The following is a 26838-nucleotide window of genomic DNA, read 5'->3' on the forward strand; positions in this document are numbered from 1 at the left end:
GACTGGTTAACGGCTAGGGCGGATAGGTTTAGGAAGTGTAAATGGCCATGAATTTGGGCCAGGCTTCGGGGTCGGCCACGGTCTTGTCGCGGCAGAACGGGTTGCAAAAACCGAAGATGCGGCCATCCAAGGCCATGAAATCACTGACCGGCTTGCCGGAATAGGGGCAGGCGGTGTTTTCCGAAGGGCCAGCGTCCACCGCCCGCGCGGCCAGCGGCACCGGTCCGGGCCAAGGTCGCTGCGGGTAATCGCGACGGTAGAATTCCTGATCGGCGCCATCCACCAGCCCCATCGCGCGCCAGCGGCGAAAGGACGGGTGGGCAAGATGCGCCGCCACATAGGCCTGCGCGGCGGGGCCGACCGGCAGGTTGTAGGCGGTGATGCGGGCGGCGACGGGGGCAAAGAACGCATCGGCGGCAGAATATGGCCCGCAAAGCCAATCACCCGTCGCCCCGGTCTCGGCCCGCGCCCAGGCCCAGATATGTTCCAGCCGCGCCAGATCGGCCAGCACCTCGGGCGGCGGGTTGCAGCCCTGATAGCTGACGCGCAGGTTCATCGGGCAATGGCTGCGCAGCGCGCTGAAACCGGCATGCATCTCGGCTGCCAGCACGCGGGCCACGGCACGGGCCGGGCCCGGGGGCCAGATGCCGGCGTCGGGGTGGCGCGAGGCCAGTTCCTCGGCAATCGCCAGACTTTCGGGCACCACCTGCCCCTCGGGCGTGCGCATCACCGGCACGGTGCGGGCGGGGGCGAATTTTGCCAGAAGCTGAGGCAATTCATCGGTGTAAAGCCGCGCCGTGTGGCTGCGCACGGGAATGCCGAAGGCATCAAACAGCAGCCAGCCGCGCAGCGACCAACTGGAATAGCCACGGTCGCCGATGGCGAGATCATAGGTCATTGGGGCCTCCTGTTGCCGGTTTGCGTGACCCTAGGCTGCGCTGCGGCACAAGCAAAACGCAGATTTGTGCGCGCAGGCATCACGCGATGTGATTGATGCGGCTGGCCTGCCAGCCCTCGGGCGTCACGGCTATTTCGGTCAGCGACAGGTTGTCGATGCGCTGGGCAAAGGCCTGCTGCACGCTTTGGCCCAGCGCACGCTGCACGCAGGCCAGAATGGCCCCGAAATGGCAGACCACCACCAGATCGCCCCCCGCATGTGCCAACGCAAGCCGGTCCAGCGCACCATGCACCCGGGATGCCATGGCGTTCCAGCTTTCGCCGCCGGGCGCGGCCACATCGCCCGAGCTGTCCCAGAAGGCGCGGATATGCGCCGGATCATCCGCCTCCACCTCGGCATGGCTGCGCAGCTCCCACGCGCCGAAATGGATCTCGCGCAAGGCGGCGTCATGCGACAGGCGGGGACGGTGGCCTTGCAGCGCGTCTGCCGTGGCCACAGCGCGGCGCAGGTCAGATGATACCACCGCCGCCGCCGGGGGCAGCAGCGCGGCCAGCCGTGCCAGCGCAGGACGATCCGACAGATCGGCGGGCAGGTCTGACCAGCCCACCATCCCGCGCGCATGGGTGGGCCCGTGCCGCACCAGCCACAGCCGGGTCACAGCGCCCCCGGCGGCAGCGCGCCCTTCAGCACCAGTGGCAGGCCCGCCATCACCGCCACCACCAGCCCCGCCTGCCCGGCAAGCTGCTGGTTCAGCCGCCCCTGCACATCGCGGAACCGGCGGGCCAAGGCGTTTTCCGGCACGATGGACCACCCCACCTCGTTGCTGACCACCACCACCGGGGCGGCGCAGCCGGCCAGCGCCGCCAGCAGCCCAGCCCCCTCGGCCACCAGATCGGCATCAGCCAGCATGCGGTTGGTCAGCCACAATGTCGCGCAATCCAGCAGCACCACCGCGCCCGCAGGCACCTGCACCAAAGCGCCCGCCAGATCATGCGGGGCCTCGCGTGTGTCCCAGCCGCCGCCCCTGTCTGACCGGTGCGCAGCGATTCGGTCGCGCATCTCGTCATCCCAGGCCTCGGCGGTGGCGATATAGATCCGCGGGCGGCCGGTGGCGGAAACCAGCCGCTCTGCCAGCCCCGATTTGCCCGAACGCGCGCCACCTAACACAAGTGTGAGCGGCGGCAAGGCAATCGACACGGTTTCTTGTGATCCGGTCAGGAACTGGCCTCGTAAGGTAAGTATAACGGCAAGCAAGCCGACAGGGGGTTGCAATGGCACTGGACGGATACACCGATCAAACCATGTCCCGCAAGGCGATGAAGGCGGAACTGCTGGATGCGGAAACCGAATTGCGGCTGGCCTATGCCTGGCGCGACCAGCGGGATGAAGCCGCGCTGCACCGCCTTATCACCGCCTATATGCGGCTGGCGATCTCCATGGCGTCGAAATTCCGCCGCTATGGCGCACCGATGAACGACCTGATCCAGGAGGCCAGCCTTGGCCTGATGAAAGCCGCCGACAAGTTCGACCCCGATCGTGGCGTGCGGTTTTCGACCTATGCGGTGTGGTGGATCAAGGCCAGCATCCAGGACTATGTGATGCGCAACTGGTCGATGGTGCGCACGGGCAGCACCAGCAGCCAGAAGGCGCTGTTCTTCAACATGCGCCGCGTGCAGGCGAGGCTGGAGCGTGAGGCCTCGCAACGCGGCGAAACCCTGGACGGCCACCAGCTGCGCCAGATGATCGCCACCGATGTCGGCGTCCCGCTGGCCGATGTGGAGATGATGGAAGGCCGCCTGTCCGGGTCGGATTTCTCGCTGAACGCCACGCAATCATCGGATGACGAGGGCCGCGAGTGGATCGACGCGCTGGAAGATGACAGCGCCCAGGCCGCCGAAGTGGTCGAAGGCACACATGACGCAGCCCGCCTGCGCGACTGGCTGGTGACGGCCATGCAGGCCCTCAGCCCGCGCGAGCGCTTCATCGTGACCGAACGCAAGCTGCGCGATGCGCCCCGCACGCTTGAATCCCTGGGCGAGGAGCTTGACCTGTCGAAAGAACGGGTGCGCCAGCTTGAGGCCGCAGCCTTCGGCAAGATGCGGCGCAGCCTTGAGGCCCAGTCGCGCGAGGTTCACCACTTTCTGCTGTGACAGTCGCTGCGCGCCTCTGGCTTGTCGGTAGCCTCTGGCTGGGGGTCGGGTTGCTGGCGCTGCCGGCAGCCGCGCGTGAGATCACGCCGGATGATCTGGCGCAGCTCCCCGCCGCAGATGTGACTGTGCTGGGCGAGGTGCATGACAACCCGCTTCACCACGCGCATCAGGCCTATGCCGTGGCGGCCATGCGGCCCCGGGCCTTGGTGTTTGAAATGCTGACCCCCGATCAGGCGGCGCGGGTGACGCCGCAAAACCGGGGCGACATGGCCGCACTGGGGGCGGCGCTGGGCTGGGCCGACAGCGGCTGGCCCGATTTTTCGCTTTACCACCCCATATTTACCGCCGCCCCTTCCGCGCAGGTCTTTGGCGGCGATCTGCCCCGGCAGGCCGTGCGTGACGCCATGACGCAAGGGGCGGCCGCCGTGTTCGGCCCCGATGCGGCGCGCTACGGTCTGGCCGCCCCGCTGGCCGCCGCCGATCAGGCCGCGCGCGAGGCGGAACAGGATGAGGCCCATTGCAACGCCTTGCCCGCCGATCTGCTGGCAGGGATGGTGCAGGCGCAACGGCTGCGCGATGCGGCGCTGGCGCGCGCCGTGGTGCTGGCCATGGCGGAAACCGGCGGGCCGGTGGCGGTGATCACCGGCACCGGCCATGCGCGCCGCGATCAGGGCGTGCCCGCGGCACTGGCACTGGCCGCGCCGAACCTGTCGGTTCTGTCCATTGGCCAGACCGAGGCCGACCCCGGCCCCGATGCGCCCTTTGACCTGTGGCTTGTCACCCCGCCGGTGGATCGCGGCGATCCCTGCGCGGCCTTCGGGATACAGAGATCCTGAAGCGTCAGGCCTGTCCCGACGGTGCGCAAGCGGGAAAGACCGTTGCGCACCCTCTGGCGCATTGCCATTCGCGCGTCAGACCTGCCGGGTCATTGCGGGTCCGGACCTCGTGACACTCTCTTTCCAGATGCAAATATCCCGCGGGGGCCGGGGGGCGTGAAGCCCCCCGGTCGTCGGCCATACCCACAGGGATTGAGTTCCGCCCCGCCCGCCCCTACACCTGAACCCGTGCCCGTGCGGAGAGACCGATGCTTCACGCCAAGCGTATCCTCTTGATCATCGGCGGCGGCATCGCCGCCTACAAGGCGCTGGATCTGATCCGCCGCCTGCGCGAACGGGGTGCGGCAGTCACGCCGGTGCTGACCCGGGCGGGAACCGAATTTGTCACGCCGCTGTCGGTTTCGGCGCTGGCGGGTGCCAAGGTGCACCAGGATCTGTTCGATCTGACGGATGAGGCCGAGATGGGGCATATCCAGCTGTCGCGCAGCGCCGATCTGATCGTGGTGGCCCCGGCCACCGCCGACCTGATGGCCAAGATGGCGCAGGGCCGCGCCGATGATCTGGCCTCGACCCTGCTGCTGGCCACCGACACCCGCGTCTTGCTGGCCCCTGCGATGAACGTGCGGATGTGGACCCACCCCGCCACGCAGCGCAATCTGGCGCAGGTGCAGGCCGACGGCGCGCTGATCGTCGGGCCGAACGCGGGCGACATGGCCTGCGGCGAATATGGGCCCGGCCGGATGGCGGAGCCGCTGGAGATTGTGGCAGCCGTGGCGGCGGCGCTGGGCAACGGCCCCTTGCAGGGCAAACATGTGCTCGTCACCTCTGGCCCAACCCATGAACCCATTGATCCGGTGCGCTATATTGCCAACCGCTCTTCCGGTGCGCAGGGCACCGCGCTGGCAACGGCGCTGGCCGCGCTGGGCGCGCGGGTGACGTTTGTAACCGGCCCGGCCTTGGTTCCGCCGCCCGGCGGGGTGGCGGTGGTGCGGGTGGAAACGGCGGCAGAGATGCTGGCGGCGGTGCAGACGGCGCTGCCCGCCGATGCGGCGGTCTTTGCGGCGGCGGTGGCCGACTGGCGCGTAGCCAATGCCGCAGGACAAAAGATGAAAAAGGATGGCACCGGCCAGCCCCCCGCCTTGGCGTTTGCCGAGAATGCCGACATTCTTGCGGCAATCGCTGGGATGACCGAGGGGCGCCCACAACTGGTTGTGGGCTTCGCCGCCGAAACGCAGGATGTTGTGGAACATGCCACGGCGAAACGCCTGCGCAAGGGCTGTGACTGGATCGTGGCCAATGATGTGTCGCCCGCCACCGGCATCATGGGCGGCAGCGAGAATGCCGTCACGGTGATTGACGCGGCGGGTGCGGAAAGCTGGCCGCGCATGGCCAAGGACTTGGTGGCGCGGCGGCTGGCGGCGCGTATCGCTGCTGCCCTGGGCGCCATGGCTGATGTCGAGGCCTCCGGCGGGGATATTTAGAGACAGAAAATGCAGCAGGGCGTGGCGATGAACCCGGTGGTGCGGGTGGTGTGGGAAGAGTGGGCAGACCGTGATCTGCCTTTGCCCGCCTATGCGACCCCGGGGGCGGCAGGGGCGGATGTGCGGGCGAATTTCCCCTTGGCAGACAGGGATTTGGGCATGGTGCTTGCCCCGATGCAGCGGGCGATCGTGCCGACCGGGCTGCGCGTGGCGATCCCGGCGGGGTATGAGGTGCAGATCAGGCCGCGCTCGGGTCTGGCGCTGAAACACGGCATCAGCCTGCCGAACACGCCGGGCACCATCGACAGCGACTATCGCGGGCCGCTTGGCGTCTTGCTGATCAATCTGGGGACGGAGCCCTTTGCCATCGCGCATGGCGACCGGATTGCGCAGCTGGTGGTGGCACCGGTGGTGCAGGCGGGGTTTGCGGCCGTCGATGTTCTGGAGGATACGGCGCGCGGTGCTGGGGGCTTTGGCTCCACCGGGAGGGGTTGATGATTCTGGTGCTTGCCATGATGGCGGCGCTCTGGTTTACGGGGCGTTACCTTGCCGCGCCGGTGCGGCTTCGTCTGGGCATGATCGGCGGATTATGGCTGGCGGTGGTGGGCCTGCATCTGGCGCTGGCCGAGGGGCATCCCTTGCGGCTGGCGACCGGCGGATCGGCGCAGGTCTGGCTGGCTTTGGCGGTGGCTGTGGCGCTGGTGCTGGGCTACCGCGCGGCGCTGGCGCGGCTGCGCGGACAGGTGACGGAGCTTGCGCCAGTTTCAGGCGGCGCTTTCCGCCCTGCGGAGCTGGACCGCTACGCCCGGCATATCCTGCTGCGTGAAATCGGTGGCCCGGGGCAGCGAAAGCTGAAGGATTCCAAGGTGTTGGTTATCGGAGCGGGGGGGCTTGGGTCGCCCGCGCTGCTGTATCTGGCGGCGGCGGGAGTGGGGACAATCGGGGTAATTGACGATGATTCGGTGGAAAATTCCAACCTCCAGCGCCAGATCGTCCATACCGATGCCCGCATCGGCCTGCCCAAGGTGGCGAGTGCCGAAGTGGCGATGCGGGCGCTGAACCCGTTCATCACGGTGCGGCCCTATCACCGGCGACTGACGGGCGAAATTGCCGCCGATCTGTTTGCCGACTACGATCTGATTCTGGACGGGACCGACAGTTTCGACACGCGCTACATGGTGAACAGGGTGGCGGCCGAACTGGGCAAGCCCTTGATAGCAGCGGCAATAACACAGTGGGAGGGCCAGATCAGCCTGTATGACCCGGCGCGGGGCGGCCCCTGTTTCGAATGCGTCTTTCCCACCCGCCCTGCACCGGGGCTGGTGCCCACCTGTGCCGAGGCCGGGGTGGCGGCCCCTTTGCCGGGCATCATCGGTGCCATGATGGCGATGGAAGCGGTGAAGCACATCACTGGCGCGGGGCAGGGGTTGCGCGGGCGGCTGATGATTTTTGACGCGCTTTATGGCGAGAGCCGGGTGATCGGGGTGAAGCGGCGCGAGGGTTGTGCGGTGTGCGGCGCAAGGGCCTGAGAACGCTGGGTTAACAGGCCCGGGTTTGGGGTTCTTGCCGATGCACGGGCGATGCACGGCGGGTAGGATACCCGTCTGGATGAGTGGCATCGGCTGCGCGCTTTACGCATGTTGGCGAATCAGCGGACGGGTGGGCGTGGCGCGGAGGGCCGGAGTGGCCAAGGCACCTGGCCGCAGGGGGGTTATCCGCAGTCGTCAGGCGCCGGGCGGGGCCATTGGTGCAGATTTTTGCAGCAATGCGTCACGCGTTATAAATTGCTTCATACCTCGCGGTTATCGCTGATTCATCCGCCCTGTGGCGGGTGCTTGCATCGGGCAGGGGGCGCGGCCATAGTCATGCATCAACTTCGTGACAGGAAGCTCATCATGAAAATCGCTGCTGCCCTGCTGGGACTTTTCTCTGCTTTTGCCTCAACCGCGACCTTGGCGCAGGATTTGCCTGACCTTGCGGGGCGCGCGGTGGTGGTTGTGACGGAAAACGCCTATCCGCCTTTGCAGTTCGTCGATGCGGCGGGGGCTGCCGTGGGCTGGGAATATGACGCGATGGCCGAGATGGCGAAACGGCTGAACATGGCTGTCAGCTATCAGAACATCAGCTGGGACGCGATGATTCCCGCCGTGTCGGAAGGCCAGTTCGACATGGGCATGACCGGCATCACCATCCGCGACGACCGAAAGGAACAGGTTGATTTCTCTGACCCCTATATGCGGTCGGAAATGGTCATGCTGGTGCGCGGCGACGAGACGCGCTTTGCCGATGCCGCCAGCTTTGCCGCCGATGCGGATCTGCTGATGGCGGCGCAGCCCGGCACCACGCCGTTTTATGTGGGCGTCTATGAGGTGCTGGACGGGAATGAGGCGAACCCCCGGATCAAGCTGTTTGAAACCTTTGGCGCAGGTGTGCAGGCGCTGCGCGCGGGCGATGTCGATCTGGTGTTGACCGATGGCACGGCGGGCAACGGCTATGTCGCGGCTTCGGATGGCGCGCTGAAGATCGTGGGGCAGACGCTGGGGGCCGAGGATTTCGGTTTCATTTTCCCCAAGGGGTCTGATCTGGTCGGGCCGGTGAATGCCGCTATTGCAGCGATGAAGGCGGATGGCACGATTGCGGCGCTCGACAAGAAATGGTTCCTCGATTTCAAGATCGGCGGCTGACCCGGCGGAACGGATGGCCAAAGCCTGAACGATGCCGCGCAAGCCAGCGGAACAGCACGACTTTCCCTATTGGCTGATCCTGCTGGCCGGGATCGGAGTGTATCTGTTCTGGCGCGTGGCCAGCGACGGGCTTTATGCGCAGGTGCTGGCCACGCTGGCCAAGGGCATCGGGATTACCGTGTTCGTCACGCTGGTGGCTTTTGCGCTGGCCTCGGCCCTGGGGCTGGCACTGGCGCTGATGGCGCTGTCGCGGTTCATGCTGCTGCGGCAGGTGGCACGGTTTTATGTCGAGGTGGTGCGCGGCATCCCGATCATCGTGCTGCTGTTGTATGTGGCCTTCGTGCTGGCACCGGGGCTGGTCATGGCATGGAACTGGGTGACAGGGCCCTTGGGATGGGAGCCGTGGCGCACGCGGGATTTCTCGCTGCTGTGGCGGGCGGTCATCGCGCTGACCATCGCCTATTCGTCATTCCTGGCCGAGATTTTCCGGGCGGGGTTGCAGGCGGTGGACGAGGGCCAGATCGAGGCGGCCGAGGCGCTGGGCCTGACCCGCTGGCACCGTTTCCGCCATATCGTGTTTCCGCAGGCGTTTCGCATCATCCTGCCGTCTTATGGCAATGATTTCGTGGCAATGGTGAAGGATTCGTCGCTGGTCTCGGTGCTGGGTGTGACGGATATCACCCAACTGGGCAAGGTGACGGCGGCGGGCAATTTCCGCTATTTCGAGACCTATAACGTGGTCGCCTTGATTTACCTGACGATGACCATCAGCCTGTCGCTGGTGTTGCGGCGGGTGGAGGCGCGTTTGGGCGGCCATCAGCGCAGGTAGGGCACGGCGCACGGATATTTGGGCCGGGGCAAGACGGCAGGTGTGGACCTTGGCGCAGGGCATGCCTAGGTTTCCGGGCAAAGGAGACTTGCCATGACCAATGCCCTGCTTGCCGAATGGACAACGCCTTTCGCCCTGCCGCCGTTCGGCGCGATTGCCGATGATGATTTCGCCCCGGCCTTTGATGCGGCGCTGGCCGAGGCGCGTGCGAATATCGCGGCGATCGCCGACAGCCCGGATGCGCCGACCTTTGCCAACACCATTGCGGCGATGGAACTGGCCGAAGGGCTGCTGGACCGGGTGGCGGGGGTGTTCTTCAACCTGGCCGGGGCCGACAGCACGGACGCGCGCGAGGCCTTGCAGCGCGATCTGGCACCGAAACTGTCGGCCTTTTCATCGGAGGTGACGAACAACCGCGCGCTGTTCACCCGGATCGGTGCGCTGTGGCAGGCGCGCGATGCGCTGGGGCTGGATGCAGAGCAGATGCGGGTGCTGACGCTTTACCGGCAGATGTTCGTGCGGGCGGGGGCCGAGCTGGAGGGCGAGGCCGCCGCGCGAATGACGGCGGTGAAGGGGCGGCTGGCGGTGCTGGGCACGCAGTTCAGCCAGAACCTGTTGGCGGACGAGCGGGAGTGGTTTCACCCGCTGGCCGAGGCCAATCTGGAAGGGCTGCCGGATTTCGTGCTGGAATCGGCGAAAGCGGCGGCAGAGGAGCGGGGGCTAGGGGGCCATGTGCTGACGCTGAACCGCTCGCTGATCGTGCCGTTCTTGCAGTTTTCGGCGCGGCGCGACCTGCGGCAACTGGCCTATGAGGCCTGGGTGGCACGCGGGGCCAATGGCAATGCCAGCGACAACCGCGCGATTGCCGCAGAGATACTGGCGCTGCGGGCCGAGCGGGCGGCGCTGCTGGGTTACGCCAGCTTTGCCGATTACAAGCTGGAACCCGAGATGGCCAAGACCCCGGGCGCGGTGCGCGATCTTCTGATGCGGGTCTGGGTGCCGGCCAAGGCCAGGGCGCTGGCGGATGCGGCGGTGCTGGAAGGCATGATGCATGCCGATGGCGTGAACGGCAATCTGGAGCCCTGGGACTGGCGCTATTACTCGGAACGGCGCCGCAAGGCGGAGCATGATCTGGATGAGGCGGCGCTGAAGCCCTATCTGAGCCTTGAGGCGATGCTTGGCGCGCAGTTCGACTGTGCCAACCGCCTGTTCGGGCTGGAGTTTCGCGCGCTGGATGTGCCGCTTTACCACCCTGATGCGCGGGCCTGGGAGGTGACGCGCGGCGGCGCGCATGTGGCGGTGTTCATTGGCGACTATTTCGCGCGCGCATCGAAACGGTCGGGCGCCTGGTGTTCGGCCATGCGCAGCCAGCGCAAGCTGGGCGGCGAAGTGCGGCCCGTTGTGGTGAATGTGTGCAATTTTGCCAAGGGTTCGCCTGCGCTGCTGTCTTATGACGATGCGCGCACGCTGTTTCACGAATTCGGCCATGCGCTGCACCAGATGCTGTCGGATGTGACGCATGGGTTCATTTCCGGCACCTCTGTGGCGCGGGATTTTGTGGAACTGCCAAGCCAGTTGTATGAGCATTGGCTGGAGGTGCCGGAGGTGCTGGCGAAACACGCGCGGCACTGGCAGACCGGCGAGCCGATGCCGCTGGCCATGCTGGAGCGGTTGCTGGCGGCGGGCACCTATGACCAGGGGTTCGGCACGGTGGAGTTTGTATCCTCGGCATTGGTGGATCTGGCGTTTCATGAAGGTGCCGCGCCCGCCGATCCGATGACCATGCAGGCCGAGGTGCTTGACGCCCTGGGGATGCCGCGCGCGATCAGGATGCGGCATGCAACGCCACATTTTGCGCATATCTTTTCTGGCGATGGCTATTCCTCGGGCTATTACAGTTACATGTGGTCGGAGGTGATGGACGCCGATGCGTTCGCGGCCTTTGAGGAGGCGGGCGACCCGTTTGACCCGGAGGTGGCGGCGCGGCTGGAGCGGTTTATCCTGTCGGCAGGCGGAAGCCAGGAGGCGGAGGCGCTCTATACCCAGTTCCGGGGGCGGATGCCGGGGGTGGAGGCGCTGCTGAAGGGGCGCGGGTTGCTGGACGCGGCCTGAGGAATGAACGCGCCGGGAAGGGTTTCACACCCTCCCCGGACCCCTCCCGTGGGATATTTTCAGACAGAAAATGAGAAAGGTCAGCGCAGGCTGGACGGGGGCACGCCAAATTGCCGCCGGAAGGCGCGTGAGAGGGTGGCGGCGGAGGTGAAGCCGCAGCGCAGGGCGATGTCAGCCAGCGGGTGCCTTGTGTCGGTAACCATGCGGCGGGCGGCGGCGAGGCGCAGCGAGAGGGCATAGGCGCCGGGTGTCTGGCCCAGGTTTGTGCGGAACAGGCCTTCGAGGTGGCGGGGGGATAGGCCGAGGGCGCGGGCGGTTTGCGCCACGGGTTCGGGTGTGTCGAGGCGCGATTCCATCCGGGCGATGGCGGCGGCCACGCGCGGATCAAGCCGGGGGTCGCGCGGCGGGGTGATCTGCGGCTCGGCCCCGTCGCGGGCGGTGGTGATGAAGCTGGCCGCGACCTGCATGGCCAGCGCCGCGCCGTGGCGGGCGCGGATCAGGTGCAGCATCAGGTCGGCGGCGGGGGCGGCCCCGCCTGCGGTGAAGCGGGGGCCCGAGATCACGAAACGGTCGGGCAAGACATCGACGGCGGGGTGGGCGCTGGCCAGATCCTCCAGATCCTCCCAATGCACGGTGGCCTTGTGGCCATCGAGCAGGCCCGCGCGGGCCAGCACCCAAGGCCCGGCATCAATGCCGCCGATGGCGCGAAAGCGCGGCGCGATGCGGCGCAGGTCGCGGATCAGGGGGCGGGTGGCGACCTCGGCCTGGCGGAAGCCTGCGATGACGATCAGGGCATCGGCCCCTTCGGCCTGGGTGAGGCCGCCGGTGGAGGGCAGTTCGATACCGCAGGTGAGGGGCACGGCGCGGCCATCGGGAGAGACGACGCGCCAGCGGTAGGCGTCGCTGCCGATGTGACGGTTGGCGGAACGCAAAGGGTCAAGCGTGCTGGCAACCTCCAGGATCGAGGCTTGCGGCAGGACCAGCAGGGCGATGGTCAGGGGGGCTGTGCTGGCGGTGAAAATTGTTGCGCTTTGTGCCATGTTTCTTGCGTAAATCGCAAAGCGCGGCTTTGCAAGCGCGCTAGAGTGGCTGCAACAGACCCCGGAGGATGCCATGCCGCTGACCATGAACCGCGAAGTTTTCATCACCTGCGCCGTGACCGGATCAGGGGGCACGCAGGACCGTTCGCCCCATGTGCCGCGCAGCCCGGCGCAGATTGCGGATTCAGCGATTGCGGCGGCCAAGGCGGGCGCGGCGGTGGTGCATTGCCATGTGCGCGACCCCGAAACGGGCAAGCCTTCGCGCGATCTGGCGCTGTACCGCGAGGTGACGGAGCGGATCCGCGACAGCGCCACCGATGTGGTCTTGAACCTGACGGCGGGGATGGGCGGCGATCTGCTGTTTGACGGCACCGAAAACATGGGGCGCATGGCAGCGCGTTCCGACATGGCGGGTGCTGCGGAGCGGGTGGCGCATGTGGTGGAGTGCCGGCCCGAGATCTGCACGCTGGATTGTGGCACGATGAATTTCAACGAGGCCGATTATGTGATGGTCAACACCCCCGGCATGCTGCGCGACATGGGCGCGCGGATGCGCGACAGCGGCGTGCGGATCGAGATCGAGGCCTTTGACACCGGGCATCTGTGGTTTGCCAAGGAACTGGTGAAGGAGGGTGTGATCCCTGCGCCGGTGCTGGTGCAATTGTGCATGGGCGTGCCGTGGGGCGCGCCGGACGACCTGAACACCTTCATGGCGATGGTGAACAATGTGCCACAAGACTGGCACTGGTCGGCCTTTGCGCTGGGGCGGCACCAGATGCCCTATGTCGCGGCTTCTGTGCTGGCGGGGGGGAATGTGCGGGTGGGGTTGGAGGACAACCTGTGGCTTGACAAAGGCGTGCTTGCGACAAACGCGCAACTGGTGGAACGTGCGGCTACGATCATCGAAAACCTGGGCGCGCGGGTGATTACTCCGGCCGAGGTGAGGGCGAAACTCAACCTGATGAAAAGGCCGCCATTATGACACGCATATTTCTGCTGGCCCTGCTGGGGCTGACTGCCTGCACCACCTATCACCCCTCGCTGCGCTATTTCACATCGCCATTTTATGCCCGCGACATTGCCGTGTTGCGGCTGGAGGGGCGCTGGTATGAAGTGGCGAGTTTCCCCCTGGCCGCGCAGGCCGGTTGCAGACACACCACCGCCGATTTCAACAGCCTGCCCGATGGTCGCGTGGCGCTGCGCATCAGTTGCCGCGATACGGCGACCGGGGCCACGCGGCAGATCGATGGCGTGGCAACGGTGGCGGGCCCGGCGGAACTGACGCTGAAACAGGCGGGTGTGCCGTTGGCCACGCAACTGGCGCTGCTGGATGTCAGCCGCGACGGGCGCATGGCGCTGATCGGGGTGAAGGGCCGCACGGGTGGCTGGATGCTGCACCGGTCCCGCGCGGCCTCGCCGCAGGATTACGACCGGGCACGCGAGATTTTTGGCCGCAGCGGCTATGACGTGGCGGCATTGCAACGGACAAACCAGAGGTAGACATGGCGCGCAAGGCGGCAATCATTGGCGGCGGGGTGATCGGGGGCGGCTGGGCCGCGCGGTTCCTGCTGAACGGCTGGAACGTTTCGGTGTTCGATCCCGACCCCGAGGCCGAACGCAAGATCGGCGAGGTTCTGGCCAATGCCCGCGCCGCCCTGCCCGCGCTGTCTGACCTTCCCATGCAATCCGAGGGTGTGCTGAGTTTTGCGGCAAGCATTACCGAAGCGGTGGAGGGCGCGGATTACATTCAGGAATCCGTGTCAGAGCGGCTGGACCTGAAGCACCGGGTCTTTGCACAAATTCAGCAATCGTCGCATGGGGTGCCGATCGGTTCCTCAACCAGCGGCTTCAAGCCCAGCGAGTTGCAGGAAGGCGCCGCCGACCCTTCGGTGATCTTTGTCGCGCATCCGTTCAACCCGGTCTATCTGCTGCCCTTGGCCGAGGTGGTGCCATCGGCGCGCTCTGACATGGCGCTGATTGAGCGCGTGAAGGAGGTGCTGCGCGAGATCGGCATGTTCCCCCTGCATGTCAGGAAGGAAATCGACGCCCATATCGCCGACCGCTTCCTTGAGGCCGTCTGGCGTGAGGCGCTGTGGCTGGTGAAGGACGGCGTGGCCACGACCGAGGAGATTGACGAGGCGATCCGCATGGGCTTTGGCCTGCGCTGGGGGCAGATGGGGCTGTTCGAGACCTACCGCGTGGCGGGGGGCGAGGCGGGCATGAAGCATTTCATGGCGCAGTTCGGCCCCTGTCTGACCTGGCCCTGGACGAAACTGATGGATGTGCCCGAATTCAACGACGAGCTGGTCGATCTGATCGCCGGGCAGTCGGATGCGCAGTCGGGCCACCACACGATCCGCGAGCTGGAACGCATCCGCGACAGCAACCTGATCGGTTTCCTGCGCGCGCTGAAAGACCGCAACTGGGGCGCGGGCAAGGTTCTGCGCGACCATGACGCGCGGCGCGCGGTGGCGCTGGCCGCCGAGGTGCCGCAGGGTGCCCCGATGGTCATGGCCCGCATGCAGGTGCTGCCGGGCTGGATCGACTATAACGGCCATATGACCGAAAGCCGGTATTTGTTCGCTTCATCCGAAACGGTGGATGCTTTCCTGCGTTTCATTGGCGCGGATGTTGAATATGTGAAAACCGGCTTCAGCTATTACACCGCCGAAACCCATATCATGCACCTTGGCGAGGCGCGGGTGGGTGATGCGCTGACCGGCAGCATCCAGGTGCTGGCGGCGGATGAAAAGCGCATCCACCTGTTCGTGCGTATCGAGAAGGCGGGCGAGGTGCTGGCCACGCTGGAACAGATGTTGCTGCATGTGGACATGGCGGCGGGCAAAACCTGCGCCGCGCCGCAGATGATCCTTGACCGCGTGTTGCCACTGGCCGCAGCGCATGATGCATTGCCGCGCCCCGATGCGGCAGGCCGCCACGTCGGGCAAAGGAAAGCGTGATGCATTACGGGCTGACCTCTGAACAGGAAATGATCGTCTCGACGGTGCGCAGCTTTGTCGAGAACGAGATCTATCCCCTTGAAAAGCAGATCGAAGATCTGGGGTTTGTGCCGCATGAAATCGGTGCCGAGATCAAGCGCAAGACGCTGGACCTGGGGTTTTACGCCTGCAACTTCCCAGAAAGCGTGGGCGGCCCGGGGCTGAGCCATCTGGAATTCGCGCTGGTTGAAAGGGAACTGGGCCGTGGTTCCATGGCGCTGACGCATTTCTTCGGGCGCCCGCAGAACATCCTGATGGCCTGCACCGGCGAACAGGTGGAGCGCTATCTGCTGCCCGCTGTGCGTGGGCAGCGGATGGACGCGCTGGCGATGACCGAACCCGATGCCGGATCGGACATCCGCGGCATGAAGACCACTGCGCGGCGCGATGGCGGCGACTGGGTGCTGAACGGCACCAAACACTTCATCTCCGGCGCGGAACATGCTGATTTCGTGATCGTTTTCGCGGCGACGGGGGAAGAGGCGACCTCTGCCGGGCCCAAGAAAAAGATCACCACCTTTCTGGTGGATCGCGGCACGCCGGGGTTCACCATCCGCGACGGCTACAAATCGGTCAGCCATCGCGGCTACAAGAACATGATCCTCGAATTCGACAACTGCCGCCTGCCCGATGCGCAGGTGCTGGGGCAGGTGGATGGCGGGTTTGCGGTGATGAACGAATGGCTCTATGCCACCCGCATCACCGTGGCCACGATGAGCGTGGGCCGCGCGCGCCGGGTGTTCGACCTGATGCTGGACTATGCGGCAGCACGCAAGCAATTCGACCAGCCGATCGGGCGGTTTCAGGGAGTTGGCTTTCAACTTGCGGATTCGATTACGGAAATCGACGCGGCGGATCATCTGACGCTGGCCTCGGCCTGGCGGCTGGATCAGGGCCTTCCCGCCAACCGCGAAATTGCCTCGGCCAAGCTTTACGCCACCGAGATGCTGGCCCGTGTGACCGACAGGGCGATCCAGATACATGGCGGGATGGGGCTGATGGACGATCTGCCGCTGGAACGTTTCTGGCGCGACGCGCGGGTTGAACGGATCTGGGACGGCACCTCCGAGATCCAGCGCCACATCATCAGCCGCGATCTTCTGCGGCCCCTGGGGGCCTGAGCGATGGGCAGGCCCGGCGTCGAGATCACCTATTGCACGCAATGCAACTGGCTGTTGCGATCGGGCTGGATGGCACAAGAACTGCTGTCAACTTTCGGCGCTGATCTGGGCTCGGTCGGGCTGGTGCCGGGGACGGGTGGTGTTTTCACCATCACACTGGATGGCGTGGTGATCTGGGACCGGCGGCTTGACGGCGGATTTCCCGATGTGAAGGCGCTTAAGCAACGGGTCCGCGACGCCGCCTGGCCGGGGCGGGACCTGGGGCATGTGGATCGGGTCGGACCGGCTGAGGGTGGTGCGGGTTGAACGCGCCGGGGAGGGTTTCACACCCTCCCCGGACCCCTCCCGTGGGATATTTCTGGACAGAAAATGGGAAAAGATGGTGGCAAGCAACGCTTCGTTAACCCCGAGTCGCCATGATGGTCTGGCGGTACAGGCGGGGACGCCGATGACCGCGCCAGGAAATGGCACCTTGCTCCCGCATTGGGGGCAGGGTGTTCTGCGAGGGGCATGCGGCCTGCTCTCTTTCATTTTCTGCCCGAAAATATCCACGGGGGTCCGGGGGCAGTCAGCCCCCGGCGCCTGGCCGAAGGCGCAGGTGCTGCCATGACGCGCGACCTGTCGCGTCTGCTGCGCCCGCGATCGATTGCCGTTCTGGGCTCTGGCTGGGCGCAGAACGTGGTGGAGCAATGCGCCCGCATGGGCTTTGACGGCCCGGTCTGGCCGGTGCACCCGACGCGGAACCAGATCGGCGGGGTGGCGGCCTTCCGGTCGCTTGCCGATCTGCCGGGGGTGCCCGATGCCACGTTCATCGGGGTGAACCGGCATGCCACGCTGGAGGTGGTGGCGGAACTGGCGGCGATGGGCGCGGGCGGCGCCACCTGCTTTGCCAGCGGATGGGAGGAGGCAGGCGAGGCCGATTTGCAAGTCGCGCTGGTGGCCGCGGCGGGCAACATGCCGGTGCTGGGGCCGAACTGCTACGGTGTGATCAATTATCTGGACGGGGCGTTGTTGTGGCCCGACCAGCATGGCGGGCGGCGGGTGGAGCGGGGGGTGGCGCTGCTCAGCCAGTCCTCGAACATCGTGATCAACATGACCATGCAGGCGCGCGGTCTGCCGGTGGCCTATGTCGCCTGTCTGGGCAATGCGGCGCAGGTGGGGTTGGCGGAATTGGCGGGCGCGCTGCTGGCGGATGACCGCGTCACGGCGTTGGGGCTGTATGTTGAAGGGATCGACGATGCGCCTGGTTTCGCTGCTCTGGCCGAGGCGGCGCGCGCGGCGGGCAAGGGCATCGTCTGCATCAAATCCGGCAAGACGGAACTGGCGCAGGTGGCCGCCGCCTCGCATACCGCATCTCTGGCCGGGGGCGGGGCGGCGTCGAGTGCTTTTCTGCGGCAGGCGGGCGTGGCCGAGGTGAACAGCCCTTCAGAATTGCTGGAGACGCTGAAGCTGTTTCATGTGCTGGCCGGGGCGGCGGGTGGCCCGCGGCTGGGCGGGCGGCTGTGTTCGCTGTCCTGTTCTGGAGGTGAGGCGGGGCTGGTGGCCGATCTGGCCGCGCCCTTCGGGCTGGAGTTTCCGCCGCCGTCGGATGCGCAGCGGGAACGGTTGGGTGCTATACTCGGGCCGATTGTCACCATCGCCAACCCGCTGGATTACCACACTTTCATCTGGGGCGACGGGCCGCGCACCACGGATGTGTTTTCTACCATGCTGGCGGGTTATGACGCGGGGCTGTTCATCATTGACCCGCCGCGCAGCGACCGCTGCGATCCGTCTTCCTATGGCCCCGCTCTGGAAGCGATCCGGGCTGCGGCCGCGGCGACCGGCAAGCCCGCCATCCCGCTGGCCTCGTTGCCCGAGAATTTTGACGAGGGCATGGCGGGGGAAATGCTGGCGCAGGGCATGGCCCCGCTGATGGGCCTGCAAGAGGGGCTGGCGGCGGTGAAGGCGGCGCAGACCGCGCCGGGGCGGCCGGGCTGGCGGCCTGTGCCCGCGCAAGCCACTGGCGGGACGCGGTTATTGTCAGAGGCTGAGGGCAAGGCGCTGTTGGCGCGCGCGGGTATCGCCGTGCCGCGCGGAATTGCTGCGCCGACCCTCGCCCAACTGGCGGAGCGGGCCGGGCCATTGGTGCCGCCGCTTGCACTGAAGGGCCTCGGTTTTGCCCACAAGACCGAGTCGGGCGCGGTGCGTCTGGGCCTGGCCAGCCTGGAGGGGCAGGCCGAAATGCCGGGGGCCACGGGCTATCTGGCCGAGGAAATGGTTGCGGGCGCCGTGGCCGAGGTGATCATCGGCGCGCGGCGTGACCCGGTCTATGGTGTCACACTGACGCTGGGCATGGGCGGGGTGACGGCGGAACTTCTGGCCGACACGGTGACCCTGGTGGCCCCGGTGGGGGCGGATGAGGTGACAGCGGCGTTGCGGCGGCTGCGGCTGTGGCCCTTGCTGGATGGCTACCGGGGCCGCCCCAAGGCCGATGTGGCGGCAATGGTGACGGCTGTGCTGGCGGTGCAGGGCCTGATGCTGGCGCGGCCCGCGCTGGCCGAAATTGAAATCAACCCGTTGATATTGCGCGCTGATGGGGCGGTCGCGGTGGATGCGCTGGTGAGGGAGGAATTGCCGTGACGATGACCATGCAGACCGAGGGCCCGGTGCGGACACGCCGCGAAGGTGCCATTCTGGAGGTGACGCTGGACCGGCCCAAGGCCAATGCCATCGACCTTGCGACCAGCCGGATCATGGGGCTGACCTTCCGCGCCTTTCGTGACGATGACAGCCTGCGCGTCTGCATCCTGCGGGCGGAGGGTGAGAAATTCTTTTGCCCCGGCTGGGATCTGAAGGCGGCGGCGGGTGGCGATGCTGTGGACGGCGATTATGGCGTGGGCGGATTTGGCGGCTTGCAGGAATTGCCGAACCTGAACAAGCCGGTGATTGCCGCCGTGAACGGCATCTGCTGTGGCGGCGGGCTGGAACTGGCGCTGTCTTGCGACCTGATCCTGGCGTCGGAAAATGCCACTTTCGCGCTGCCGGAGATAAGGTCGGGCACGGTGGCCGATGCCGCCAGCATCAAGCTGCCGAAACGCATCCCCTATCATGTGGCGATGGACCTGTTGCTGACCGGGCGCTGGTTTGACGCGGAAGAGGCGCTGCGCTGGGGGCTTTTGAAAGAGATCACCATGCCCGCCGATCTGCTGCCAAAGGCCTGGGCGCTGGCGCGGCTGCTCGAATCCGGCCCGCCGCTGGTCTATGCCGCGATCAAGGAGGTGGTGCGCGAGGCCGAGGACATGCGGTTTCAGGACGCGCTGAACCGGATCACCAAGCGGCAACTGGCCACGGTGGACCGGCTTTACGCCTCGGAAGACCAGCTGGAAGGTGCGCGCGCTTTTGCGGAAAAGCGCGATCCGGTCTGGAAAGGGCGCTGAGCGCGCTTCTGCGCCGATGATGACGCTGCGCGATCATCTGTTATCGACATTCCTTGTCGCAATCCGCAGCGCCCGCCCCGTTGCCCCGGCTAGTTTGGCCCAAGCAGCAAAGGGGCAGCGCGGTGCAGATCGAGACGCCGGATTACATCATCGTGGGGTCAGGTTCGGCGGGCTCGGTGCTGGCCGAGCGGCTGACGGCCAGCGGGCGGCACCGCGTTGTGGTGCTGGAGGCGGGCGGGTCTGACCGGCGGTTCTATGTCCATCTGCCGCTGGGCTATGGCAAGCTGTTCTACGACCCCGCGGTGAACTGGGGCTACCGGACAGAGCCTGACCCCGGGCTGGCCGGGCAGCGCGATTACTGGCCGCGCGGGAAAATCCTTGGCGGGTCATCCTCGATCAACGCCATGGTCTATATTCGCGGCCAGGCGGCGGATTACGACGATTGGGCGGCGGCGGGCAACCCGGGCTGGGGCTGGGGCGATGTGCTGCCCGCCTTCCGCGCGATGGAGGATACCGAGGCTGGCGCAGATGAATGGCGCGGCACGGGCGGGCCGCTGTTCGTGTCGGCCAACCGGCGCGGGCTGCACCCGCTGGTGCGCAACTATCTGGATGCCTGTGCGGCGGCGGGCCTGCCGGAAACGCCGGATTTCAACGGCGCGCGGCAAGAGGGGGCGGGCGTCTATCAGTTGACGGTGAAGGACGGGCGTCGCAATTCGGCGGCGCGGGCGTTCCTGCGCCCAGCGATGAAGCGGCCCAATCTGGCGGTGGTGACGGGCGCACATGTGACGCGGGTGCTGATCGAACAGGGCCGCGCGGTGGGGGTGGAATACCGCCATGGCGGGCAGACAAGGACGCTGCGCGCACGGGGCGAGGTGATCCTGTCGGGCGGGGCGATCAACTCTCCGCAATTGCTGCAACTGTCAGGCGTGGGACCGGGCGCGTTGCTGCAAGGGCTGGGCATTCCGGTGCTGCAGCACAACCCCAATGTGGGCGGCAACCTCAGCGACCATCAGGGGTTGAACTATACCTGGCGAATGAACGTGCCCACCTACAACACCATCCTGCGGCCCTGGTGGGGCAAGGCGCTGGTGGGGCTGCAATATGTGCTGACGCGGGGCGGGCCGCTGGCCAAGTCGATCAACCACGCGGGCGGCTTCTTCCGCACCTCGCCCGACCTCGCGCGGCCCAACATGCAGCTTTACATGCAGGCGTTTTCCACGCTGGTCCCGCGCGAGGGCGAACGCCCGCTGCTGACGCCCGACCCGTTTCCGGGCCTGTCGCTGGGCCTGTCGAACTGTCGGCCCACCAGCCGGGGGCATATCCATATCGCGTCGTCCGACCCGTTTGCGCATCCGGTGATCACGGCCAATGCCTATTCGACCAACCACGATGTGGAAGAGATGCTGGCGGCGGTGAAATATCTGCGGCATCTGGCGGCCCAACCCGCCCTTGCATCCGTCATCGCCGAGGAACTGCGCCCCGGGCCGGATTGCGTGACGGATGACCAGATGGTCGATGACCTGCGCCGACGCTCGGGCACAGTCTATCACCCGTCCTGCACCTGCCGCATGGGGCCGGATCCGGCGACATCGGTGGTGGATGCGGGCCTCAGGGTGCATGGCGTGGCGGGGCTGCGGGTGATCGATGCCTCCAGCTTCCCCAATCTGATCGCGGGCAACACCAATGCGCCCGCGATGATGCTGGGCTGGAAGGGCGCAGAACGGGTGCTGGCCGACGCAAGCTGAGGCGGGGGAGCCGCGCTCGCGGGCATCGAGCCCGCGCGCGCGGCGTTGCCACCCGCTGCGGCAGCCGGTCGCGTTACGGAAGCGGCCCGAGGGGGCAAGGGGTGCAGTTGGATATTTGCACCAGTGAGAACATGCACAGGGATCGCCCGTTCTTACTGGCCCAAATATCCTCGCCGAAGGCCTCCGACCGCTGGTCAGGGCACAGCGTTGCTATGGTCTTGCGGGGGATCATTCCCCCCGCGGATAGCGCTTGTTTTCCTCCAGCACGTTCAGATCCATGTGGTTGCGCATATAGCGTTCGGATGCGGCGCGCAGGGGCTGGTGATCCCAGGGGTAGTAGCCGCCCATGCGCAGCGCCTTATAGACCACCCAGCGGCGGGCCTGGCTTTCGCGCACGGCAGCGTCAAAGCGCGGCAGATCCCAACGGGCGGCAAGAGCGCGGAGTTGTGCAAGCGTATCACGGGCTGCGGGGCTTTCGGCCAGATTGTCCCGTTCGCCGGGGTCGGTGGCAAGGTTGTAAAGCTGGTCGGGGTCGGCGGGGCAGTGGATGTATTTCCAGTCGCCCATGCGCAGGGCGACCATCGGGGTGATGGTGCCCTCGGCGGCATATTCCATCGGGACCGGGGCGCGCTCTGCCCCTGCGGCCACGGGCAGCAGCGAGGTGCCGTCGGTCCATGGCATCACCTCGGCCATGGAGATGCCGGCCAGATCGCAAAGCGTGGGTGTAAGGTCGATGGTCGAGACGGGGGTGGTGATGCGGCCCGCCGCGATGCCGGGGGCGGCGATCATCAGGGGCACGCGGGCGGAGCCTTCGAAGAAGTTCATCTTGAACCAGAGGCCACGTTCGCCCAGCATTTCGCCGTGGTCCGAAACGAAGACCACGATCGCCTCTTGCCGCGTCGCCTCCAGCGTGGCGAGGATTTCGCCGATTTTCGCATCGACGTAGGAGATGTTGGCGAAGTAGCCCTGGCGGGCGCGGCGGATATGGTCCTCGGTGATCTCGAACGCGCCGGCATCGCAGGCATCCAGCAGGCGGCGCGAATGCGCGTCCTGATCGGCATAGGCGATGGGCGCCGGTGCATCCAGCATCGGGTGATCGTTGTAGAGATCCCAGTATTTGCGGCGGGCCACGAAAGGATCATGCGGGTGGGTGAAGCTGGCGGTGAGGCACCAGGGGCGCGGATCGGTGCCGCGCGACAGGTCATAGAGTTTCTGCACCGCCTGATGGCAGACATCATCGTCATATTCCAGCTGGTTGGTGATTTCCGCCACGCCCGCGCCCGTGACCGATCCGAGGTTGTGATACCACCAGTCGATGCGTTCGCCCGGTTTGCGGTAATCGGGCGTCCAGCCGAAATCGGCGGGGTAGATGTCGGTGGTCAGCCGTTCCTCGAACCCGTGCAGCTGGTCGGGGCCCACGAAATGCATCTTGCCGCTGAGCGTGGTCTGATAGCCCGCGCGGCGCAGGTGGTGGGTGAAGCAGGGAATGTCCGAGGCGAATTCGGCGGCATTGTCATAAACCCGCGTGCGGTGCGGCAACTGGCCTGACATGAAGGACGCCCGGGCGGGCGCGCAGAGCGGGCTGGCGGTATAGGCATTGGCGAAACGGGCGGAACGCGCGGCAAGCCGTTTCAGATTGGGCGCATGCAGCCATTCGGCCGGGCCGTCGGGAAACAGCGTGCCGTTCAGCTGATCGACCATCAGGATCAGTATGTTGGGGGGCTGTGACATCGGGTCTGTCCTTTCCTGTTTCCGGCTGGCAGGGTGCAGGGTGACGCGGGGCTGCGCAAGCCGCTGTTCCGCCGCCGACCGATTTCAGCCACCCGCGCCATGAGGCCAGAATGAAAACCGTCACCGAATTTCCGCACCCGATCACCGACGACCCCGACATGATCATCACGCTGGCCGATGGCTGCCGCCTGTCGGCGCGGGTCTGGATGCCGGTGGATGCCGCCGCCAATCCGGTGCCTGCGGTGCTGGAATACATCCCCTATCGCAAGCGCGACGGCACGCTGCCGCGCGATGAAATCATGCATGCCTATGTGGCGGGGCATGGCTATGCCTGCGTCAGGGTGGACATGCGCGGCAATGGCGACAGCGACGGGCTGATGGAGGATGAGTATACCGCGCAGGAACTGGCCGATGCAGTGGAGGTGATCGGCTGGCTGGCGGCACAGCCCTGGTGCAGCGGCGCCGTGGGGATGATGGGCAAAAGCTGGGGCGGGTTCAACTGTTTGCAGACCGCCTGGCTGCAACCCCCGGCGCTGAAGGCGGTGATTTCCGTCTGTTCCACCATCGACCGTTTTGCCGATGACATCCATTTCAAGGGCGGGTGTCTGCTGAACGAGAATCTGGGCTGGGGGGCGGTGATGCTGTCCTATTCGTCACGCCCTGCCGATCCGGCGCTGCGGGGCGACTGGCGCGCGAACTGGCTTGCGCGGCTGGAGGCGCAGCCGTTTCTGGCACCCCGCTGGGCCGGGCATCAGGCGCGCGATGCATATTGGCGGCACGGGTCGGTGGGCGAGGATTACAGCCGCTTGCAGGTGCCGGTACTGAGTATCGGCGGCTGGGCCGACAATTACATGAACACCGTGGCGCATCTGGTGGAAAACGCGCCGCTGGCCAAGGGCATCGTGGGGCCCTGGGTGCACCAATACCCGCATACCGCCGTGCCGGGCCCGCAGATCGGCTTTCTGCAAGAGGCGCTGCGCTGGTGGGACCGCTGGCTGAAGGGCATCGCCAACGGGGCCGAGGATGACCCGGCTATGCGCGCCTACATGCTGCATTCCGCCCCGCCTGATGCCAGCGCACCGCATCGCGCCGGGCATTGGCTTGCCGAACCCGTCTGGCCCAGCCCGCGCGTGACCCAACAGGTTCTGGCGCTGACGCAGGGGGGCGAGTTGGGCGGTGACGGGGTGCTGCATGCCCGCGTGAACACGCCGCAGCATCTGGGGCTGCACACGGGAGAGTTTTTCCCGATGGGGCTGAATGGCGAAATGCCGGGCGATCAGGCCCCGGATGATGTGCTGTCGGTCTGTTTCGATACCGCCCCGCTGGAGACCCCGCTTGATCTGCTGGGCGCGGCGCGGCTGGTGCTGCGGCTGAGCGCGGACCAGCCGCGCGCCTTTCTGGCGGCGCGGCTGTGCGACGTGGCGCCTGACGGATCGTCGGTGCGGATTGCCCACGGCATGCTGAACCTGTGCCACCGCGACAGCATGGCCGAACCCGCCCTGCTGCCGGTGGGGCAAGAGGTGGCGGCGGTGCTGGTGCTGGACCAGATGGCGTATCGGCTGGCCCCGGGGCACCGGCTGCGCATCGCGCTGTCCACAACCTATTGGCCGTTCCTGTGGCCCAGCCCGGTTGCGGCCACGGTGACGTTGCACGCCGCCACCCTGCATCTGCCGGTGCATCAGGGCAGCGAAACGGAATGGGTGGCACCACCACCCGAAGGCGCGGCACCCTGGCGGCACAAGGTGCTGCGCGAGGGCCATGCGGCGCGGCGCGTGGAGCATGACCTGATCGCGGGCACGGTGGCCCTGGTGGTCGAGGATGAAGGCGGCGACACGGAAAACCTGGCGCATGGCCTGATCACCGGCGACACGATGGCCGAACGCTGGCAGGTGCATCCCGATGATCCGCTGGCGGCACGGGCCGAGATCCGGTGGGAACAGCGGCTGTCGCGGGGCGATTGGGCGGTGCGCACACTGGCCACCGCCGCGATGTGGTCGGATGCCACGCACCTGCACATGGAGGCCCGGCTGGAGGCATTTGAGGGTGACAATGTCGTTTTTGCCCGCAACTATGCCGAAAAGGTTCCGCGCGACTTCATCTGAACAATGTTTCGATGGCTGGGCAGGAATTCGTTGCCCGAAACCGGATTCGCGGGTTATTGATTCTTCAATCAACAAAAATGATCCTCAGGGAGACTGCTATGAACGACGAACTGAAGTATCTTCTGTCGCGCGCCGCTCAGGGCAAATACAGCCGTCGCGCCTTCATGGGCAAAGCTGCGGCCTTTGGCATGACGGCCGCGATGGCCAACACGCTGCTGGCGACCGCCGTGCGCGCCGAAGGCCCGGTGAAGGGTGGCACGCTGCTGATGGGTCTGGGTGGCGGCGAATCCACCAACAGCCTTGATCCGGCGCTGGCGGCCAGCCAGGTGCCCTTCCACGTTCTGCGCACCAGTGGCGAGCCGCTGGTTGACGTGACCGCCGATGGTCAGCTGGACATGCGGCTGGCGGAAAGCGTCGAAAGCTCGGCCGATGCAAAGACCTGGATGTTCAAGATCCGTCAGGGCGCAGAATTCCACAACGGCAAGACCGTGACACCGGATGACGTGCTGGCCACCCTGCTGCGCCACAGCGATGAAAAGGCGCAATCGGGCGCGCTGGGCATCATGCAGGGCATCGAATCGATGAAGGTTGATGGCGACATGGTGGTTGTCACCCTGTCCACCGCCAATGCCGACCTGCCCTATCTGATGGCCGATTACCACCTGATGATCCAGCCCGAGGGTGGCGTGGCCAACCCGGCGGATGGCATCGGGGCCGGTGCCTACAAGATCATCGTGAACGAGCCCGGCGTGCGCCACACGTTTGAAAAGCACGCGAATTACTGGGATTCGTCGCGCGGCCATTATTACGGGGTGGAATTTCTGGTCATCAACGACGCCACCGCGCGCATGGCTGCGATCCAGTCGGGCCAGGTGCATATCGCCAACCGGGTGGAGCCCAAGGTGGCCGGCCTTCTGGCACGCGCGCCGGGGCTGACGGTGAAGAACGTGTCGGGCCGTGGCCACTACGTGTTCATCATGCATGCCAATACCGCGCCCTTCGACAACAAGGATCTGCGGCTGGCGCTGAAATACGCCATCGACCGGCAGGAGATGGTGGACAAGATCCTGCAAGGCTACGGCTCCATCGGCAACGATATCCCGATCAACGCGGCCTATCCGCTGTTTGACGAAAGCCTGCCGCAGCGCGCCTTCGATCTGGAAAAGGCGGCCGAGCATTACAAGGCCTCGGGGCATGACGGCAGCCCGATCATCCTGCGCGTGTCGGATGTGGCCTTCCCGGGCGCCATCGACGCGGCGGCCCTATTCCAGCAATCGGCTGCCAAGGCCGGGATTCCGCTGGAAATCAAGCGCGAGCCGGGTGACGGTTACTGGTCAGAAGTCTGGAACAAGCAGCCGTTCTGCGCCTCATACTGGGGCGGGCGTCCGGTGCAGGACCAGATGTATTCCACCGCCTACCAGTCCACCGCCGACTGGAACGACACGCGGTTCTTCAACCCCAAGTTCGACGAGACGCTGCTGGCCGCGCGTGGCGAACTGGACCAGACCAAACGCAAGGCGATGTATGCCGAAATGGCCGCCATCCTGCATGACGAAGGCGGGTTGATCTGCCCGATGTTCAACGACTTCATTGAAGCGGTGGGCGACAAGGTGCAGGGCTGGGAAACCGATGGCGTGCAAGAAGTGATGAACGGCCTTGCGCCGCACAAGACCTGGCTCGCGTAACGCGGG

At 66.2% G+C, this 26838-nt stretch carries 23 protein-coding genes; 18 read left to right on the forward strand and 5 right to left on the reverse strand.

The genetic code is table 11. The features are described from left to right. Positions 1-28: 28 nt before the first annotated feature. From GEU84_RS11880 to cobU, 3 genes are all read right to left on the reverse strand, one after another. A complete protein-coding gene (locus tag GEU84_RS11880; RefSeq protein WP_152825642.1) occupies positions 29-898 on the reverse strand; it encodes a glutathione S-transferase in 870 nt (289 codons plus the stop codon). A 79-nt stretch (positions 899-977) separates the two neighbouring features. Then, positions 978-1556 (reverse strand): histidine phosphatase family protein, encoded by a 579-nt coding sequence (locus GEU84_RS11885; RefSeq protein WP_174539827.1) that lies wholly within the window; start codon positions 1554-1556, stop codon positions 978-980. Continuing rightward, entirely contained in the window at positions 1553-2095 is a 543-nt protein-coding gene (gene cobU / locus GEU84_RS11890) for a bifunctional adenosylcobinamide kinase/adenosylcobinamide-phosphate guanylyltransferase (protein ID WP_174539836.1), read from the reverse strand. Before cobU ends, GEU84_RS11885 begins: the two co-directional genes overlap by 4 nt. A 74-nt stretch (positions 2096-2169) precedes the next feature. On the opposite strand from cobU, the gene GEU84_RS11895 reads away from it, so the two are divergent. From GEU84_RS11895 to GEU84_RS11930, 8 genes are all read left to right on the forward strand, one after another. Continuing rightward, the gene (locus GEU84_RS11895) at positions 2170-3048 is read left to right on the forward strand and encodes an RNA polymerase factor sigma-32 (protein WP_152825644.1); all 879 of its coding nucleotides are present in this window, start codon (positions 2170-2172) and stop codon (positions 3046-3048) included. Next, the gene (locus tag GEU84_RS11900) at positions 3045-3884 is read left to right on the forward strand and encodes a ChaN family lipoprotein (RefSeq protein ID WP_338144790.1); all 840 of its coding nucleotides are present in this window, start codon (positions 3045-3047) and stop codon (positions 3882-3884) included. Before GEU84_RS11895 ends, GEU84_RS11900 begins: the two co-directional genes overlap by 4 nt. Before the next feature lie 248 nt (positions 3885-4132). After that, complete coding sequence (coaBC, locus tag GEU84_RS11905; RefSeq protein ID WP_152825646.1) at positions 4133-5365, forward strand: bifunctional phosphopantothenoylcysteine decarboxylase/phosphopantothenate--cysteine ligase CoaBC; 1233 nt, start codon at positions 4133-4135, stop codon at positions 5363-5365. Between the two features lie 27 nt (positions 5366-5392). Then, a complete protein-coding gene (gene dut, locus GEU84_RS11910) occupies positions 5393-5860 on the forward strand; it encodes a dUTP diphosphatase (RefSeq protein ID WP_152825837.1) in 468 nt (155 codons plus the stop codon). Then, complete coding sequence (locus GEU84_RS11915; RefSeq protein ID WP_152825648.1) at positions 5860-6894, forward strand: HesA/MoeB/ThiF family protein; 1035 nt, start codon at positions 5860-5862, stop codon at positions 6892-6894. The genes dut and GEU84_RS11915 overlap by 1 nt, the downstream gene beginning before the upstream one ends. A gap of 366 nt (positions 6895-7260) precedes the next feature. Beyond that, complete coding sequence (locus tag GEU84_RS11920; RefSeq protein WP_152825649.1) at positions 7261-8049, forward strand: transporter substrate-binding domain-containing protein; 789 nt, start codon at positions 7261-7263, stop codon at positions 8047-8049. Between the two features lie 31 nt (positions 8050-8080). Next, positions 8081-8878, forward strand: a complete 798-nt coding sequence (locus GEU84_RS11925) for an amino acid ABC transporter permease (protein ID WP_152825651.1) — start codon at positions 8081-8083, stop codon at positions 8876-8878. Between the two features lie 93 nt (positions 8879-8971). Then, the gene (locus tag GEU84_RS11930) at positions 8972-10990 is read left to right on the forward strand and encodes a M3 family metallopeptidase (protein ID WP_152825653.1); all 2019 of its coding nucleotides are present in this window, start codon (positions 8972-8974) and stop codon (positions 10988-10990) included. A gap of 80 nt (positions 10991-11070) precedes the next feature. Here the strand turns inward: GEU84_RS11930 and GEU84_RS11935 are convergent, their stop codons facing one another. Next, complete coding sequence (locus GEU84_RS11935) at positions 11071-12030, reverse strand: GlxA family transcriptional regulator (RefSeq protein WP_152825655.1); 960 nt, start codon at positions 12028-12030, stop codon at positions 11071-11073. 73 nt (positions 12031-12103) lie between these two features. On the opposite strand from GEU84_RS11935, the gene bcoG reads away from it, so the two are divergent. From bcoG to GEU84_RS11975, 8 genes are all read left to right on the forward strand, one after another. After that, complete coding sequence (gene bcoG / locus GEU84_RS11940; protein WP_152825657.1) at positions 12104-13012, forward strand: 3-dehydrocarnitine:acetyl-CoA trimethylamine transferase BcoG; 909 nt, start codon at positions 12104-12106, stop codon at positions 13010-13012. Next, positions 13009-13530: a lipocalin family protein gene (locus tag GEU84_RS11945; RefSeq protein ID WP_152825659.1), complete on the forward strand. Its 522-nt coding sequence runs from the start codon at positions 13009-13011 to the stop codon at positions 13528-13530. Before bcoG ends, GEU84_RS11945 begins: the two co-directional genes overlap by 4 nt. 2 nt (positions 13531-13532) lie before the next feature. After that, positions 13533-14990 carry a carnitine 3-dehydrogenase gene (locus GEU84_RS11950; protein ID WP_152825661.1) on the forward strand — a complete coding sequence of 486 codons (1458 nt, stop codon included), beginning with the start codon at positions 13533-13535 and terminating at the stop codon, positions 14988-14990. Further along, complete coding sequence (locus tag GEU84_RS11955; protein WP_152825663.1) at positions 14990-16150, forward strand: acyl-CoA dehydrogenase family protein; 1161 nt, start codon at positions 14990-14992, stop codon at positions 16148-16150. The genes GEU84_RS11950 and GEU84_RS11955 overlap by 1 nt, the downstream gene beginning before the upstream one ends. Before the next feature lie 3 nt (positions 16151-16153). Continuing rightward, positions 16154-16456: an Rdx family protein gene (locus GEU84_RS11960; RefSeq protein ID WP_152825665.1), complete on the forward strand. Its 303-nt coding sequence runs from the start codon at positions 16154-16156 to the stop codon at positions 16454-16456. Positions 16457-16756: 300 nt separating this feature from the next. Then, positions 16757-18772, forward strand: a complete 2016-nt coding sequence (locus GEU84_RS11965) for an acetate--CoA ligase family protein (RefSeq protein WP_152825667.1) — start codon at positions 16757-16759, stop codon at positions 18770-18772. 2 nt (positions 18773-18774) lie between these two features. Next, positions 18775-19569 carry a carnitinyl-CoA dehydratase gene (locus tag GEU84_RS11970; RefSeq protein WP_241427673.1) on the forward strand — a complete coding sequence of 265 codons (795 nt, stop codon included), beginning with the start codon at positions 18775-18777 and terminating at the stop codon, positions 19567-19569. Between the two features lie 128 nt (positions 19570-19697). Next, on the forward strand, positions 19698-21314 hold the full coding sequence (locus tag GEU84_RS11975) for a GMC family oxidoreductase N-terminal domain-containing protein (RefSeq protein ID WP_174539838.1): 1617 nt from the start codon (positions 19698-19700) through the stop codon (positions 21312-21314). A gap of 228 nt (positions 21315-21542) precedes the next feature. Here the strand turns inward: GEU84_RS11975 and betC are convergent, their stop codons facing one another. Then, positions 21543-23045 carry a choline-sulfatase gene (betC, locus tag GEU84_RS11980; RefSeq protein WP_152825672.1) on the reverse strand — a complete coding sequence of 501 codons (1503 nt, stop codon included), beginning with the start codon at positions 23043-23045 and terminating at the stop codon, positions 21543-21545. Between the two features lie 110 nt (positions 23046-23155). Here betC and GEU84_RS11985 point away from each other — a divergent pair, with 110 nt between their 5' ends. Together GEU84_RS11985 and GEU84_RS11990 are read left to right on the forward strand one after the other, a co-directional pair. Beyond that, the gene (locus GEU84_RS11985) at positions 23156-25147 is read left to right on the forward strand and encodes a CocE/NonD family hydrolase (protein WP_152825674.1); all 1992 of its coding nucleotides are present in this window, start codon (positions 23156-23158) and stop codon (positions 25145-25147) included. 98 nt (positions 25148-25245) lie between these two features. Then, positions 25246-26832: an ABC transporter substrate-binding protein gene (locus GEU84_RS11990; RefSeq protein WP_152825676.1), complete on the forward strand. Its 1587-nt coding sequence runs from the start codon at positions 25246-25248 to the stop codon at positions 26830-26832. Positions 26833-26838 lie beyond the last annotated feature (6 nt).

Source organism: Fertoeibacter niger (assembly GCF_009380135.2).
Lineage (GTDB): Bacteria > Pseudomonadota > Alphaproteobacteria > Rhodobacterales > Rhodobacteraceae > Fertoeibacter > Fertoeibacter niger.

Bases quoted from the DNA above. Each gene is read 5' to 3' on its own strand.
- GEU84_RS11880 (WP_152825642.1), bottom strand. From the start codon at position 898: ATGACCTATGATCTCGCCATCGGCGACCGTGGCTATTCCAGTTGGTCG.
- GEU84_RS11895 (WP_152825644.1), top strand. From the start codon at position 2,170: ATGGCACTGGACGGATACACCGATCAAACCATGTCCCGCAAGGCGATG.
- coaBC (WP_152825646.1), top strand. From the start codon at position 4,133: ATGCTTCACGCCAAGCGTATCCTCTTGATCATCGGCGGCGGCATCGCC.
- dut (WP_152825837.1), top strand. From the start codon at position 5,393: ATGAACCCGGTGGTGCGGGTGGTGTGGGAAGAGTGGGCAGACCGTGAT.
- GEU84_RS11915 (WP_152825648.1), top strand. From the start codon at position 5,860: ATGATTCTGGTGCTTGCCATGATGGCGGCGCTCTGGTTTACGGGGCGT.
- GEU84_RS11920 (WP_152825649.1), top strand. From the start codon at position 7,261: ATGAAAATCGCTGCTGCCCTGCTGGGACTTTTCTCTGCTTTTGCCTCA.
- GEU84_RS11925 (WP_152825651.1), top strand. From the start codon at position 8,081: ATGCCGCGCAAGCCAGCGGAACAGCACGACTTTCCCTATTGGCTGATC.
- GEU84_RS11930 (WP_152825653.1), top strand. From the start codon at position 8,972: ATGACCAATGCCCTGCTTGCCGAATGGACAACGCCTTTCGCCCTGCCG.
- GEU84_RS11935 (WP_152825655.1), bottom strand. From the start codon at position 12,030: ATGGCACAAAGCGCAACAATTTTCACCGCCAGCACAGCCCCCCTGACC.
- bcoG (WP_152825657.1), top strand. From the start codon at position 12,104: ATGCCGCTGACCATGAACCGCGAAGTTTTCATCACCTGCGCCGTGACC.
- GEU84_RS11945 (WP_152825659.1), top strand. From the start codon at position 13,009: ATGACACGCATATTTCTGCTGGCCCTGCTGGGGCTGACTGCCTGCACC.
- GEU84_RS11950 (WP_152825661.1), top strand. From the start codon at position 13,533: ATGGCGCGCAAGGCGGCAATCATTGGCGGCGGGGTGATCGGGGGCGGC.
- GEU84_RS11955 (WP_152825663.1), top strand. From the start codon at position 14,990: ATGCATTACGGGCTGACCTCTGAACAGGAAATGATCGTCTCGACGGTG.
- GEU84_RS11960 (WP_152825665.1), top strand. From the start codon at position 16,154: ATGGGCAGGCCCGGCGTCGAGATCACCTATTGCACGCAATGCAACTGG.
- GEU84_RS11965 (WP_152825667.1), top strand. From the start codon at position 16,757: ATGACGCGCGACCTGTCGCGTCTGCTGCGCCCGCGATCGATTGCCGTT.
- GEU84_RS11970 (WP_241427673.1), top strand. From the start codon at position 18,775: ATGACCATGCAGACCGAGGGCCCGGTGCGGACACGCCGCGAAGGTGCC.
- betC (WP_152825672.1), bottom strand. From the start codon at position 23,045: ATGTCACAGCCCCCCAACATACTGATCCTGATGGTCGATCAGCTGAAC.
- GEU84_RS11985 (WP_152825674.1), top strand. From the start codon at position 23,156: ATGAAAACCGTCACCGAATTTCCGCACCCGATCACCGACGACCCCGAC.
- GEU84_RS11990 (WP_152825676.1), top strand. From the start codon at position 25,246: ATGAACGACGAACTGAAGTATCTTCTGTCGCGCGCCGCTCAGGGCAAA.